The organism is Streptomyces griseorubiginosus (genome assembly GCF_017614965.1).
In the GTDB taxonomy this organism is placed as follows: domain Bacteria; phylum Actinomycetota; class Actinomycetes; order Streptomycetales; family Streptomycetaceae; genus Streptomyces; species Streptomyces griseorubiginosus_B.
This window is the reverse complement of record NZ_WVUG01000216.1, coordinates 1-14,991: the sequence shown is the minus strand read 5'-3', so window position 1 is coordinate 14,991 and position 14,991 is coordinate 1. Positions and strand designations below refer to the sequence as shown.

General features: G+C 71.2%; 9 protein-coding genes. 8 read left to right on the top strand and 1 reads right to left on the bottom strand.

The features are described from left to right. From GRC12_RS30935 to GRC12_RS30925, 3 genes are all read left to right on the top strand, one after another. On the top strand, positions 1-1,610 hold a 1,610-nt coding region (locus GRC12_RS30935; protein ID WP_208782849.1), incomplete at its 5' end, for an ATP-binding protein. A 99-nt stretch (positions 1,611-1,709) separates the two neighbouring features. After that, positions 1,710-3,353 carry a PucR family transcriptional regulator gene (locus tag GRC12_RS30930; protein WP_208782848.1) on the top strand — a complete coding sequence of 548 codons (1,644 nt, stop codon included), beginning with the start codon at positions 1,710-1,712 and terminating at the stop codon, positions 3,351-3,353. A 591-nt stretch (positions 3,354-3,944) separates the two neighbouring features. Next, a complete protein-coding gene (locus GRC12_RS30925) occupies positions 3,945-5,390 on the top strand; it encodes an aldehyde dehydrogenase family protein (RefSeq protein WP_208782847.1) in 1,446 nt (481 codons plus the stop codon). Positions 5,391-5,502: 112 nt separating this feature from the next. Here GRC12_RS30925 and GRC12_RS30920 read toward each other — a convergent pair whose 3' ends face one another. Continuing rightward, positions 5,503-8,337 carry a glycoside hydrolase family 3 C-terminal domain-containing protein gene (locus tag GRC12_RS30920; protein ID WP_208782846.1) on the bottom strand — a complete coding sequence of 945 codons (2,835 nt, stop codon included), beginning with the start codon at positions 8,335-8,337 and terminating at the stop codon, positions 5,503-5,505. Between the two features lie 328 nt (positions 8,338-8,665). Between GRC12_RS30920 and GRC12_RS30915 the strand changes: the two genes are divergently transcribed. From GRC12_RS30915 to GRC12_RS30895, 5 genes are all read left to right on the top strand, one after another. After that, positions 8,666-10,357, top strand: coding sequence for an extracellular solute-binding protein (locus GRC12_RS30915; protein ID WP_208782845.1), 1,692 nt, complete (start codon positions 8,666-8,668; stop codon positions 10,355-10,357). A gap of 27 nt (positions 10,358-10,384) precedes the next feature. Further along, a complete protein-coding gene (locus tag GRC12_RS30910) occupies positions 10,385-11,419 on the top strand; it encodes an ABC transporter permease (RefSeq protein WP_208782844.1) in 1,035 nt (344 codons plus the stop codon). After that, positions 11,416-12,351: a carbohydrate ABC transporter permease gene (locus GRC12_RS30905; protein ID WP_208782843.1), complete on the top strand. Its 936-nt coding sequence runs from the start codon at positions 11,416-11,418 to the stop codon at positions 12,349-12,351. Before GRC12_RS30910 ends, GRC12_RS30905 begins: the two co-directional genes overlap by 4 nt. A gap of 153 nt (positions 12,352-12,504) precedes the next feature. Further along, complete coding sequence (locus tag GRC12_RS30900) at positions 12,505-14,718, top strand: sialidase family protein (protein WP_208782842.1); 2,214 nt, start codon at positions 12,505-12,507, stop codon at positions 14,716-14,718. Continuing rightward, positions 14,718-14,991 (top strand): beta-galactosidase (locus GRC12_RS30895; RefSeq protein WP_208782841.1); only part of this gene is annotated, 274 nt, incomplete at its 3' end. The genes GRC12_RS30900 and GRC12_RS30895, both read left to right, overlap by 1 nt.

Here is a 14,991-nt window from a genome sequence, read left to right as displayed (position 1 = left end):
CTCCCCGTACCGAGCGTCCGCCCGCCCCCGACCACGACCCCGCCGAGTGGCCGCAGCTGCGTGCCGCCGGAGCCGTCGACGCCGCCGAGCGGCTCGCCGCCGAGGCGCGGGCCGGGAGGATGCGGGACGTCGACCACGCGCGGATCGTCCGGGCCTGGCAGGGCGTGCGCAGCGGCCGGTTCAACCTCGCCACGTTCACCGGCGCCGTGCTCAAGGACGGCGCCGCCGCCTGTCTGCACCCCTCCGGCGAGCGCGACCTGCCCACCCGGATCGCCAGCCACGACCTGCTCACCGGCCAGGTGCGGCTCGGCACCACCGCAGACGACCCCCGCAACCCCTACGCCTACCGCGGCGCCGGTCTCGGCCTCGGCACCGAACTGCTCGGCACCTCCCTGCTCGCCGTCGGCCCGGCCGGCTCCGGCAAGACCGGCACCGTGGTGCGCCCGCTCGCCGAGTCGCTGTGCCTGCACGCGCTGGCCGGACGGGCCGCGGTCGTCGTGGTCGGCGCGGCGGGCGCGGGGCTCGGACCGGCCGACGCCTTCGACGTCGTCGTACGGATCGGGAACCCGGAGTCGGAGTACGACCTGGACCTGTACGGCGGGAGCGCCGATCCCGACGAGGCGGCGGCCGTGCTCGCCGAGGCGCTGGTCGGGGACCTCGCCGATCCGCACCCGGGCAGCGACAGCCGGCGCTCCACGACCGTGCTCGCCCAGCTGCTCGGACCGTTCCGGGCGGTCCATGGCCGCTTCCCCTCCGTACCCGAGCTGCGCCGGCTGCTCGACGGCGCGCCCGAGCCGCTGCGGGAGCTGCGCACCGCGTTGCAGGGCTCCGGGCAGGAGTCGCTGATCCGTGAACTCGACGCGCGGGAGCGGCAGTCGGGGCATCCCGGCGATGTGGCGGCGGTGCTCGCGGACCGGGTGGCGCTGCTGGACCGGCCCGCCTTCGCCGGGTTCTTCGACACCTCCGGTCAGTCCAAGCCGTTCTCCCTCAAGGCCCTCGACCACCCGGTCCGGGTGCGGATCGACCTGCCCGAGCGCGGACACGCGGACGCCTCCCGGATGCTGGCGCGGCTGGTGCTCGCGCAGTTCACGGCCAGCGTGGCGGTACGGGAGGACCGGTCGCTGTTCGCCTGTCTGGTGCTGGACGACGCGACGGGCGTGGTCACCCCGGAGGCGGTGCGCGGCATCCAGCGGCTGCGGTCGGGGAACGCCGGCGTCGTGCTGACCCTGCGCACCCTGGACGACGTACCCAGGCCCCTGCGGGGTCCGCTGCTGGGTGCCGTCGGCTGCCGGATGGCGCTGTCCGGGCTCACCCCCTGGGACGGGCAGGACTTCGCCGAGGTGTGGGGCAAGGAGTGGATCGAGGCGCGGGACGTCACCGACCGGCAGATCATCGCCGAGACCCCGGCCGGCAAGGCCCTGCACATACTGCGCCGGGTGATCACCGGCAAGGCGCCCACGCAGCGCGCGGTGACCGTGCGTCAGGTGGAGCGGGAGCGCTGGTCGGCGTCGGAGCTGGCGCACGGGGTGCCGCCGGGCCATGCGGTGCTGTCCCTGACGAACGTGAAGGGGGAGCACGCGCCGCCGCTGCTGGTGGACCTCAGGGGCTGAAACCGGATCGTACGGTACGGCGGAATCGGCATAGTGTGTTCATACACGGCGGCCAAGTGATCACAGGGATCACGCTGCCCACACAGACCTGAAGGCCCCATGCCCCCGACCCTCGCCTCGCTCGTCCACCACTCCGCGCTCAAGCTGACCGTGCGCGCGGGCGAGGACCGGCTGGACGTGCCCGTCCGCTGGGCGCACGTCAGCGAGCTCGCCGACCCCGTGCCGTACATGGAGGGCGGCGAGCTGCTGCTGATCACCGCGCTGAAGCTGGACGCGGAGGACCCTGAGGCGATGCGGCGGTACGTGAAGCGGCTGGTGGGCGCCGGGGTCGTCGGGCTCGGCTTCGCGGTCGGGGTCAACTACGAGGAGATCCCGAAGGCGCTGGTCGACGCGGCGGAACAAGAGGGGCTGCCCCTGCTGGAGGTGCCGCGCCGCACGCCGTTTCTGGCCATCAGCAAGGCCGTGTCCGCCGCGATCGCGGCCGACCAGTACCGGGCGGTCACGGCCGGCTTCGCCGCCCAGCGGGAACTGACCAGGCAGGCGCTCGCCGAAGGCCCGGAGGGACTGCTCGCCGCGCTCGCCGGACAGGTCGACGGCTGGGCCGCGCTGTACGACGCCTCCGGTGCCGTCGTCGCGACCGCGCCGGAGTGGGCGGGGCGGCGGGCCGCCCGGCTCACAGCGGACGTGGAACGGCTGCGGGAGCGCCCGGCCCCGGCGTCCTCGGTGGTCGGCGGCCCGGACAACGAGGACCGGGTCGAGCTGCACTCGCTCGGCACGGGACGCCGGCCGCGGGCCGCGCTCGCGGTGGGGACGGCCGCGGCCCTGGGCACGGCCGAGCGGTACGCGGTGCATTCGGCGATCGCCCTGCTGACGCTGACGACCGAGCGGTCCCGCTCGCTGCGCGCCGCCGAGCAGCGGATCGGGGTGGCGGTGCTGCGGATGCTTCTGGCGGGAGAACCGGACCACGCGCGAGCCGTCGCCGGAGACCTGTACGGAGGGCTCCTGGACGCTCCCTTCCGGATGATCGTCGCCGAGTCGGCCCCGGCCGTCCGGATGAGCGTCGACTCCCACGCGCACCTGGAGACGGCCCGAACCGGGACCGACGCCGTCGGCGCCGATCCGCTGGCCGCGCTCGCCGAGGCCGCGGAGTCCGCCGCCGCGCGGGCGGGGGAGGCCCTGCTGGTCGTACCCGACGGGGAGCGGCTGATGGTGCTCGCGGCCGACGAGGGCGCGGTTCTGGCGGCATGCGCGGACTTCGCGGCGGGCCTGGAGGCCGCGCGGACGGGGGCGGCCCGGGAGCAACTGGGCGGCGAGGAGGACGAACTGGTCGTCGGCGTGTCGGCGCCGGTCGGCCCGATCGCCGTGGCGGCGGCCTACAAGCAGGCCGAGCAGGCGCTGTCGGTCGCCCGGCGGCGGGGGCGGGTGTACGTGGCCCATGAGCAGCTGGCCTCCGGTTCCGTGGTGCCGCTGCTGGCCGACGACGCGGTGAAGGCCTTCGCGGACGGCCTGCTGCGCCCGCTGTACGAGCACGACGCGACCGGCCGGGGCGACCTGGTGGCCTCGCTGCGGGCCTGGCTGTCACGGCACGGCCAGTGGGACGCGGCGGCGGCCGACCTGGGCGTCCACCGGCACACCCTGCGCTACCGGATGCGGCGCGTCGAGGAGATCCTCGGCCGCTCCCTGGACGACCCGGACGTACGGATGGAGCTGTGGCTGGCGCTTAAGGCGACCGCAGCGGAGTAGCGGGCCGCCGACGTTGGACACGTGGCTGGACAAGAGCCGTCTGTCGGTGGACTCGTGCCCGGCGTGTGGATGAGATTCGCGGACTGACCGATGGGGCGTGCGGGGCTGGTCGACCGTCGCCTGCCGGACGCTCCGTTGCTCGGCATGGTCGGGGGGATCTGCGGACTGGCCGGTGGGGGGCGCGGGTGGTCGGCCGTTGCTCGCCGGGGCACTCGTGTCCGGCGGTTCGAGGAGATGGCCGAGGGCGCACGTGGGTGGTCGGCCGTTGCCTGCCGGATGCCCCGTTGCTCGGCATGGTCGGGGAGATCTGCGGACTGGCCGGTGAGGGGGGCGCGGGTTGGTCGACCGTTGACTGCCGGACGCCTCCTTGCTCGGCACAGTTGCGGAGATCCGCGGACTGGCCGGTGAGGGGGGCGTGGGTGGCCGGCCGTTGCCTCCCGGACGCGTCCCCGGCCGGGCTCCGTGGACTCGCCAAAGAGGCGCGTCTGACCGGTCGACCACTACACGCCGGACAAACGCACCCCCGCCCGCCGCGGCCTACCGTGGACGCGAACCCCCTGTACACCCCAACGGAAGGGCCGGGACCCCGCAATGACTTCCACCACCGCCTTCTGGCTCGCCGGCCGCCAGGTCACCGGCGAGGACACCGTCGACGTCACCTCTCCGTGGGACGGCCACGTGGTCGGCCGGGTGAGCGTGCCGACGGACGCCCAGGTCGAGGAGGCCGTCGCCGCCGCGTACGCCGTGCGCGACGAGTTCGCCGCCACCCCCGCCCACGTCCGCGCCGCCGCCCTGGACCACGTCAGCCGCCGTCTCGTGGAGCGCACCGAGGAGATCGCCCGGCTGATCTCCGCCGAGAACGGCAAGCCCATCAAGTGGGCGCGCGGCGAGGTCGGCCGTGCCGTCTCCGTGTTCCGGTTCGCCGCTGAGGAGGCCCGGCGCTTCAACAGCGGCGAGGCCCAGCGCCTCGACACCGACCTCGGCGGCCAGGGCCGGCTCGCGCTGACCCGCCGCTTCCCCAAGGGCGTCGTCCTCGGCATCGCGCCGTTCAACTTCCCGCTCAACCTCTGCGCCCACAAGATCGCCCCGGCGATCGCCGCCGGTGCGCCGATCATCCTGAAGCCCGCCCCGGCCACCCCGCTCTCCGGCCTGATCATCGGTGACCTCCTCGCCGAGACCGAGCTCCCGGCCGGCTCCTGGAGCATCCTGCCGGTCGCCAACGACAAGATGCCCGCCCTGGTCCAGGACGAGCGGCTGCCGGTCATCTCCTTCACGGGTTCCGACAAGGTCGGCTACGCGATCATGGACTCGGTGCCGCGCAAGCACCTCACGCTGGAGCTCGGCGGCAACGGCGCCGCCGTCGTCCTCGCCGACTACGCGAGCGACGCCGACCTCGACTGGGCCGCCACCCGCATCGCCACCTTCTCCAACTACCAGGGCGGCCAGTCCTGCATCTCCGTGCAGCGGGTCATCGCCGACGCCTCCGTCTACGACCGTCTGCTGCCGCGCATCGTCGCCGCCGTCGAGGCCCAGGTCACCGGCGACCCGAGCGACGACAAGACGGACGTCGGCCCGCTGGTCAGCGAGGACGCGGCCAAGCGCGTCGAGTCGTGGGTGAAGGAGGCCGTGGAGGCGGGCGCGACCCTGCTCACCGGCGGCGACCGTGACGGTGCCTCCTACGCGCCGACCGTCCTCACCGACGTTCCGGCCGACGTGACCATCTCCTGCGAGGAGGTCTTCGGTCCCGTCCTCACCGTGCAGAAGGCGGACGGCGAGGACGCGGCCTTCGCGGCCGTCAACTCCTCCAAGTACGGCCTCCAGGCAGGGGTGTTCACCCACGACCTGCAGGCCGCCTTCCGCGCCCACCGCGCCCTCGAGGTCGGCGGCGTCGTCATCGGCGACGTCCCCTCCTACCGCGCCGACCAGATGCCGTACGGCGGCGCCAAGCAGTCCGGCGTGGGCCGCGAGGGCGTGAAGTTCGCGATGGACGACTACACCTATGAGCGCGTCCTCGTGCTGACCGGGCTCGCCCTCTGAGCCGACCCCTCTGGCTAATGGGAACCATTTTCATATTGGCTTCCCCCAAGGGGCCCGGCACCGATGCCTTCCGGTGCTGGGCCCCTTCCTCACGCCGGCCTTCCCCGGCCCCTCAACCGGAGAAGCCGACACGCGCGAGCCGCAGCGGGCCGCGCAGCCTGAGACGCACGTCGTGCAGGCCCTCGGCGACGATGCCGGCGCGCAGGGTGGTGTAGTCGTACGGCCCCGGCGTGGGCGTTCTCGGACTGAGTACGGCCAGCACCGCGCCCCCGTCCAGGGACACCTCGACGGCGCCCTCGCCCGCCACCGTCACCCGCACCTCGCTGACGCCGTCCCCGAAGTCGCAGTCCCGGTAGAGCAGTTCGGCGACCCGGTCGGCCTCCGGCGTCACCGCGTCACCCGCCACCTTCGTCCGGTCGACGATGACGGCCCCGCTCTGCTCGTCGAAGTCGGCCGCCTCCAGCCCGCGTCGGAGCACCGGCCGCGGGGCGCCGGGCTCACCGTCCAGGATCACCGTCGTACGCAGCCGCACGTCCTCGCTGGAGGCGCCCGCCAGGATGTCGTACGGGCCCGGCTCCAGCCGCCACCCGCCCCGCGCCACGTCCCAGAACTCGAAGGCGGACAGCGGGACTTCGAAGTCCAGCTCCGCCCTCTCGCCCGGCGCCAGCGTGACCCGGCGGTGCGCGAGCAGCTCGCGCCGCGGACGCGGCACCGTCGGCTCCACGGCCCGGGTGTAGAGCTGGGCGACCTCGTCGGCCGTCACATCACCGGTGTTGGTGACCGTGAAGGAGACGCGCAGCGCCTCGCCCTCCACCCCGGTCGTCAGGTCGCCGTAGGAGAAGGCGGCGTAGGACAGGCCGTGTCCGAACGGGAACAGGGGCGTGCCCTCGAAGTACAGATAGGTCTGCCGGCCGCCGATCACGTCGTAGTCGAGCAGCCCGGGCAGATCGGCGTCGCTCTCGTACCAGGTCTGCGGGAGCCGGCCGGCCGGGGAGACGTCTCCGGCCAGCACCCGGGCGAGCGCGGTGCCGGCCGCCTGGCCGCCGTGCGCGGTCCACAGCACCGCCGGGAGCGAGGTGGTCCGCACGGTGTACGGATAGGCCGAGACCAACGCCAGCACGGTGCGCGGGTTGGCGGCGCGGGCCGCGCGCAGCAGACGCTCCTGGTGGCCGGGCAGCCGCAGCGTCGTACGGTCCTCGGTCTCGCGGCCGTTGATGTGCGGGTCGTTGCCGGCGACGACCACGACCACGTCCGCCTGCTCGGCGACCCTGCGCACCGCCTCCTCGCCCCGCTCGGCGAAGACCAGTTCGAAGATTTCCGGATTCCCGTCGGCAACCTTCACTCCGTCGGCGGCGACACAGACAGGGCGACCTGTGCCGAGGTGCTGGAGGAGGTGACCTTTCTCGTGGGGTTCCAGGCGGAAGGTCTCCTGGACGATCCAGCCGCCGGGCTGGTCCGCGGAGGCGCGTACGCGGCCGTCGTCGGCGACCGAGAGGTAACGGCCGTCGGGGGCCCGGAGCGTGAGGACGCCGTCCCCCCAGTCCACCAGGGCGAGTTCGGTGCCGACCGGACCGGTGGTCAGCGGCGGCAGGTCGGTGCGGCCGGCCAGCAGCGCCGGGTCCAACGCCCCTTCCGCGCCGCGCACTTCGTCGTCCGCGTCGGCCGAGGGGACCTCCACGTACGCGCCGGCCGACGTCCTGAGGCGGACGCGGTCGACGCCCTCCGCGAACTCCACGCGCTCGGCGCCGAAGCGTTCGTACAGCCCCTCCAGCGGGGTGGAGCGGTGGATCAACGTGCCGCTGTACCAGTCGAGTTTGCACTCGTCGGCCAGCAGGCCCATCACGGCCACGCGGGTGTCGGGGGCGAGGGGCAGCAGACCGTCGTTCTTCAGCAGCACGATCGCCTGCTCGGCCGCCTCCTGGGCGAGCGCGCGGTGCGCCGGGGTGTCGAAGTCGCGGGTGTCCGTGCGCGGGTCGTGGAGCGGGTCGAACTCGCCGAGACGGAAACGTACCGAGAGCTGGCGGCGGACGGCCGTGTCGATGTCGGCCTCCGTCAACAGGCCCTGGTCCAGGGCCCCTCGGACCCGGGCGGTGATCTTCGAGGGATCCGTCCCGTGATCGGTGAAGCTGTCCACACCCGCGTGCAGCGCGGCAGCCGTCGCCTCCTCGTGGCTGTCGTAGTAGTGCTCGGAGTCGACCAGGTTGGAGGGCGCCCCCGCGTCCGAGCAGACCAGCAGCTCCTCCTCCGTCCAGGTGCGCAACTGCTCGCGCAGATACGGCGACACGTGGTTGGGGCGGCCGTTGACCAGGTTGTACGCGGGCATCACCCCGGCGACCGCGCCCGCCTCGACCGTCTCGCGGAAGGCGCGCAGGTCGTACTCGTGCAGGACGCGCGGACGCACCGAGGAGGACGAAGTGGCGCGGTCCGTCTCGTTGTTGTGGGCGAGCCAGTGCTTGAGGACCGGCGCCGTGCGCCAGTACGTCGGGTGGTCGCCGCGCAGACCCCGGGTGTACGCCGTCGCGATGGCCGAGGTCAGTTTCGGGTCCTCCGAGTAGCCCTCCTCGTTGCGGCCCCACAGCGGATGCCGCAGCAGATTCACCGTCGGGGACCAGACGTTGAGGCCCACGCGGTCGTCCCGGGCACGCATCGCGCGGGTCTCCTTCGAGACCGCCTCGCCGACGCGGCGCACCAGGTCCGTGTTCCAGGTGGCGCCGAGGCCGACGGCCTGCGGGAAGACCGTCGCCGGACCCATCCAGGCGACGCCGTGCAGGGCCTCCTGGCCCGTGCGGAACGCGGCGATGCCGAGCCGCTCCACGGCGGGCGCGAACTGGTGCAGGAAGGAGATCTTCTCATCGAGCGTCAACCGCTCCACAAGGTCGTCGACGCGCTTCGCGAACGGCAGCTGCGGATCGCGGAACGGCGGCGTGGGCGGCGTCTGTTCGGTCACGTGGGGGTCCCCTTGCGATGGAGCGACGGAACGCTTTCGAAGCGCTTCGATGCTCATTCGACGAATGGGCGGGTGTCAAGAGAGGTGCACGCTTACTTCATGCGGCATATACGAACAGGTCGAGTGTGAGGGAGCGTAGGAATCTTGGAATCGACCCTTGTGCACCCCCAGGCGTTCACCTAACCTCACTCCGACATCGAAGCGCTTCGACTAATCGAATGCACTCGCAGTGTGTCGAAGGACCGCTTCAGCTCAGCCAGTTCCACTCAAGACACCGCAGCCGACGGCCACCGCCGGGTGTCCTGGTGTGCCACGAAGGGTTGACGCAATGACGCCGAACGCCGCTTACTCCTCCGGGCCGAGCCGGAGAAGCTTCCTCGCCTCGACCGCGGTCGCCACCGCGGCGATCGCCGGCGGGATGCCGCTGCTGGCCGCGTGCGGAGGCTCGGACAGCAGCTCACGCGGCGGGACCACCTCGGGCAAGGACGCGCGGAAGCTGCTTCCGGCCCACGTGGCCAGCAACGTGGTCACGCCCGACATCCCGGCCAGGAACGGCTCGGCGATGGGCTTCACCCGTGAGCTCGCGATCGCCGACCTCAAGACCTCGGTCCCGAAGAAGCTCGGCAAGGGCGGCAAGGTCACCGTCATGTCGCCGTTCTGGGGCTCCCCGCCGAAGCAGGGCAACCCCTACTACAAGGCGATGAACGACCTGATCGGCGTCGACGTCCAGTGGCGGAACCAGGACGGCAACACCTACGACCAGAAACTCGGCGCGGTCCTCGCCTCCAGCGACATCCCGGACGTGGTCGTGATCCCAGGCTGGAACATGACCGGCCGGATACCCAGCGCCATCACGGGCAAGTTCGCCGACCTCGGTCCCTACCTGTCCGGGGACAAGGTCAAGGAGTACGCGAACCTGGCGGCGATCCCCAGCGACGCCTGGCAGCGGTCCCTCTTCGGCGGCAAACTGCTGGGCCTGCCCATGCCCGCCCCGTACGTCCAGAACATCGTGCCCCTCTACCGCCAGGACGTCTTCGACAAGGAGGGCTACGAAGTCCCCAAGTCCGCCGACGAGTTCACGGCCCTGTGCAAGGAGATCACCAGGCCCAGGTCCAAGCGGTGGGCCTGCGGTGACATGAAGTGGACCGCATTCAACACCTTCGGCGTGATCAGCGGCGGGGAGAAGGCGCTCGGCTGGACCGTGGTCGACGGCAAGATGATCAACCGCATCGAGACCCCGGAGTACCTCGAAGCGCTGGAGTGGGCGCGCAAGCTGATGGCCGCCGGCTACGTCCACCCCCAGTTCCGGCTGGGCAAGAGCCAGATCGGCGACCCCGCCCCCCTGTTCGCCTCCGGCGAGTTCCTGATCTGGAACGACGACATCTCCAACTGGTACGGCCGACAGGCATCCCAGATCACCCAGAACCCCGACTTCAAGGTCTGGGGCATGGACCTCTGGGGCCACGACGGCGGCACCCCGAAGCTGTGGGCCGCGAACCCGGCCGGCATCTTCGCCTTCGTCAACAAGAAGGCCTCCGAGTCCGTCATCCACGACGTCCTGGCGGTCGCCAACGTCACCGCGGCGCCGTACGGCACCAAGGAGTGGATGATGACCAACTACGGCGTCGAGGGCACGCACTACACACTCAAGAACGGCGTGCCCGTCAAGAACGACAAGGGCAACAACGAGGTCGTCAACGCCTACGTCATGGTCGCCAGCCCCGCCGCCACCATCGCGCACCCCGACCTCCCGGACTACACCAAGGGCATGGTGGAGTGGCAACAGCGGATGGGCTCCTTCACCAGCAAGTCGTCCTTCTGGGGCCTGCAGGTCGCCGAGCCGAACCGTTACACCAACCTCGCCGACAACTTCGAGCAGCTCGAGGACGACATCGTCCGCGGCCACAAGAAGATCAGCGACATGCAGCAGGCCATCGCCGACTGGAAGTCGAAGGGCGGCGACAGACTGCGCGACTGGTACAAGAAGCTGCTCGACGAGAACGGCTCGGCCGCGAGCTGATCAGCCCCCGAGGCAAGGAGAACCGCCGTGTCCCACAGCACGGTGCCTCGGAGCAGCGCCGAGGCCAGCATGCTCGAGAAGACCCCGGTGGCGTCCGATGACACCACCGGTTCCAGGCAGAAGCGACGTCCGGGGAAACTGAGCCTGCGCGTCAGGTTCCGGCGCGACCGCGTCCTGCTCCTCATGACGCTGCCGGCCGTCGTGCTGCTCCTGGTCTTCAACTACCTGCCGATCCTCGGCAACATCGTCGCCTTCCAGGACTACGACCCCTACGTCAGCGACAACGGCATCGTCTCCATCCTGCACAGCCCCTTCGTGGGACTGGAGAACTTCCAGCAGGTCTTCGCGGACTCCGCGTTCTGGAGCGCGGTCGAGAACACACTGGTGCTGTTCATCGTCCAGCTCGTGCTGTTCTTCCCCGTCCCGATCCTGCTCGCGCTGCTCATCAACAGCCTCGTCCGGCCCCGGGTACGGGCCGTCGCACAGGCCGTCCTCTATCTGCCGCACTTCTTCTCCTGGGTCCTGGTCATCGCCGTCTTCCAGCAGATGTTCGGCGGCGCGGGCATGCTCTCCCAACTGCTGCGGCAGCACGGCTACAACGGCTTCGACCTCATGACCGACCCGAACACCTTCCCCCTCCTGGTCACCGCGCAGAGCGTCTGGAAGGACGCCGGGTGGGGGATCATCGTCTTCCTCGCCGCGCTCGCCTCGGTTCCCCCGGACCTGTACGAAGCCGCCGCGATGGACGGTGCCGGCCGCTGGCGCCGGATGTGGCACGTCACGCTCCCCGCCCTGCGCCCGGTGATCGCCCTGCTTCTCGTGCTGCGCGTCGGCGACGCCCTGACCGTCGGGTTCGAACAGATCCTGCTCCAACGCGATGCCGTCGGACCGGATGCGGGTGAGGTCCTCGACACGTTCGTGTGGTGGAACGGCGTACGCAACCAGGACTTCGGCTACGCGGCCGCCGCCGGTCTGATCAAGGGCGTGGTCAGCATCGGCCTGGTCCTCACCGCGAACAAGGTGGCCCATCTCATGGGCGAGCAGGGGGTGTACAAGAAGTGACCGCCGTCATCGACAAACCAGTGAGCAAGCCGTACCGGTGGGCCGCAGCCGAGCGCCCGGCATGGGAGGAGGAGCCCTCGAAGGCCGGCCTCGCGGGCAAGGGGCTGGTCCTGTCGTTCGCCTGCCTGGCGGTCCTCTTCCCGCTGTGGATCGTCGTCGTCACCAGCCTCTCCTCGCGCAGGACCATCGACGAGGCGGGCGGCCTGGTGATCGTGCCCAAGGGGATCACCTTCATCGCCTACAGGGAGCTGCTCAGCGGCGGTCAGGTCACCCGGGCCACGATGGTCAGCGTTCTCGTCACCCTGGCCGGCACGCTGTTCTCCATGGCGGTGTCCGTGCTGTGCGCCTACGGCCTGTCCCGCAGCGGCTCGCTCGCCCACCGCGGGATTCTCATGACGCTGCTGGCGACCATGTTCTTCAGCGCCGGCCTCATCCCCACCTATCTCCTGGTGCAGTCCGTCGGCCTGACGGACTCCTACCTCGCGCTGATCCTGCCGAGCGCGGTGAGCGTCTTCAACATCCTGGTCCTGCGCGGGTTCTTCATGGGCATCTCGCAGGAACTCATCGACAGCGCGCGCATCGACGGGGCCGGGGACTTCCGGATCCTGTGGACGATCGTGATGCCGCTGTCACGGGCCGTCCTCGCGGTGATCACGCTGTTCTACGCCGTCGGGTACTGGAGCGCCTGGTTCAACGCCTCGCTCTACCTGAACGACCAGGACAAGATGCCGTTGCAGAACGTCATGATCCAGCTGGTGCAGAGGCAGCAGCAGCCGGTCGGGCTGGGGCAGGCCATCAGGACCGGTCAGCTGTCCGGGCTCGCCATCCAGATGGCGGTCATGGTGATGGCGCTGCTGCCGGTGGCTGTGTTGTCGCCGTTCGTGCAGCGGCACTTCAAGAAGGGGATGTTGACCGGAGCGGTGAAGGGGTGACCGGCGCCCACTGAAGTGGGGGCTGTTGCCCGACGGCGGCTGCGGGTTGTCAGTGGCTGGTCGCGCCCACGCGGCGGAGCCGCACATCGATACAGTCCCGCGCCCCTTTGGGGCGCTCTCCAGACCGTCGATAATGAGAACGAGGTATGTGTCATGTTCGCGTCCCGTCTGAGCCGCCGGGCCGTTCTCGCCGGTACCACTGCTGCCGCAGTCACCACCGTGCCGTTTCTCTCCGGCCCTGCGCAAGCAGCCGGAGCCCCCGCCACCGCCCCCTCCTACCGCTGGCGCAACGCCGTCATCGGAGGGACGGGATTCGTCACCGGTGTGTTGTTCCATCCGTCGGTCCCCGGGCTCGCCTACGCCCGTACCGACATCGGCGGGGCCTACCGCTGGGACGATCGCGCCGGGCGCTGGATCCCCCTCGTCGATCACATCGGGTGGGACGACTGGAATCTGCTGGGCGTCGAGGCGATCGCCGTCGATCCCGGTCACCCGGACCGGCTCTATCTGGCACTCGGCACCTACACGCAGTCCTGGGCGGGCAATGGTGCCGTCCTGCGGTCCGGGGACAGGGGCGTGACCTGGAGCCGCAGCGACCTGACCGTGAAGCTCGGTGCCAACGAGGACGGGCGCGGGGCGGGGGAGCGGTTGCTCGTCGATCCCCGGGACAGTGAGGTGCTGTGGCTGGGGACGCGGCACGACGGGCTCCTGAGGTCCACTGACCGTGGCGAGACCTGGGCGGCCGTCAGCTCCTTCCCGGGCATCCCGAGTGCGGGCGGGCAGGGCGTGACCCTGCTCGTCGCCGTCGGGCGCCGCGTCTACGCCGGGTGGGGAGACGGAGACGGCTCCTCCCCGAACCTCTTCCGGACCGCTGACGGCAGCAGGTGGGAAGCCGTGCCCGGGCAGCCCTCCGGTGCGTCCGCCAGGGTGCCGATCCGGGCCGCGTACGACTGCCACGCCCGTGAGCTGTACGTGACGTACGCCGACGCGCCCGGGCCCAACGGGCAGGCGAACGGCAGTGTGTACAAGCTCGCCACCGGCAGCGGGAAGTGGACCGAGGTCACCCCCGTGAAGCCCGGCGGGACCGCCGGCGACGGGTCCGCCGACACCTTCGGCTACGGCGGTGTCGCCGTCGACGCCCGTCGTCCCGGGACCGTCGTCGTCTCCACCAACAACCGGTGGGCAGCCGTGGACACCCTGTACCGGACCACCGACGGCGGCCGCAGCTGGACGTCCCTCAAGGACAAGGCGGTCCTCGACGTCTCCGAAACCCCCTTTCTCACGTTCGGCGCAGACCAGCCGAAGTTCGGCTGGTGGATCCAGGCCGTCGCCGTCGATCCGTACGACTCCCGGCATGTCGTGTACGGCACCGGCGCGACGCTCTACGGCACACGGGACCTCGTCCACTGGGCCCCGCGGATCCGGGGCCTGGAGGAGACGTCCGTGCGTCAGCTGATCTCGCCCCCGGTCGGGGAGGCGCATCTGATCAGCGGGTCCGGGGACATCGGCGTGCTGTACCACGAGCGGCTCACCGCCTCGCCCTCCCGCGGCATGGCGACGAACCCCGTGTTCGGGTCGGCTACGGGACTCGCGCAGGCCGCGGAGAGGCCGGCGTACGTGGTCCGCACCGGCTGGGGCGGCAACGGCAACGGCGCGTACTCGAACGACGGCGGACGGACCTGGGCGCCCTTCGCGGGCCAGCCCTCCATCGCGCACGACGCACCGGGACCGATCGCCACCAACGCCGACGGCAGTGTGCTGCTGTGGTCCTTCGTGCACTGGGACGGCACGAAGTACCCCGCCCACCGCTCGGCGGACAACGGCACGACCTGGACCGAGATCTCCTCCTTCCCGAAGGGCGCCACGCCGGTCGCCGACCCGGCCGACCCGACGCTCTTCTACGCGTACGACACCGATACAGGAACGCTACTCGCCAGCACTGACAGTGGCCGTTCCTTCACCGTCCGTGCGACCGGGCTGCCCTCCGGTGACAGTCAGTTCAAGGTGGTCGCGGCGCCCGGGCGCTCCGGTGACCTGTGGCTGAGCGCCAAGGGGAACGGGCTTTTCCGGTCCGTCGACGGCGGGGCCACCTTCTCGAAGGTCGACAGCTGCAGGGCCTCCTACACGCTGGGCTTCGGCAAGGCAGCCGACGGGGCGCACTATCCGGCCGTCTACCAGGTCGGTTCGACCGACAGCGGCACCGGCGTCCACCGCTCCGACGACGGCGCCAGGACCTGGATGCGGATCAACGACGACCGGCATCAGTGGGGGTACATCGGAGACGCCGTCGTCGGCGACCCCCGGATCCACGGGCGGGTCTACCTCGCCACCAACGGGCGGGGGATCCAGTACGGGGAGCCCCTCTGATGCCGGGGCTCGGCGACGCCGCCCGTGGCCGCATCCTCTTCGGCGGCGACTACAACCCCGAGCAGTGGCCCGAGGAGACCTGGCACGAGGACGTCCGGCTGATGAAGGACGCCGGCGTCAACTCCGTCACCCTCGGCGTGTTCTCCTGGGCGAAGCTCGAACCCCGGCCGGGGGAGCGGGACTTCGGCTGGCTGGACCGTCTGACGGACCTCCTGCACGACAACGGCATCGGTGTCGTCCTCGCCACCCCGACCTCCTCGCCCCCGCCCTGGC

Excerpts from the sequence above, each read along its gene's own strand:
- GRC12_RS30930 (WP_208782848.1), top strand. The coding sequence starts at position 1,710 with ATGCCCCCGACCCTCGCCTCGCTCGTCCACCACTCCGCGCTCAAGCTG.
- GRC12_RS30925 (WP_208782847.1), top strand. The coding sequence starts at position 3,945 with ATGACTTCCACCACCGCCTTCTGGCTCGCCGGCCGCCAGGTCACCGGC.
- GRC12_RS30915 (WP_208782845.1), top strand. The coding sequence starts at position 8,666 with ATGACGCCGAACGCCGCTTACTCCTCCGGGCCGAGCCGGAGAAGCTTC.
- GRC12_RS30900 (WP_208782842.1), top strand. The coding sequence starts at position 12,505 with ATGTTCGCGTCCCGTCTGAGCCGCCGGGCCGTTCTCGCCGGTACCACT.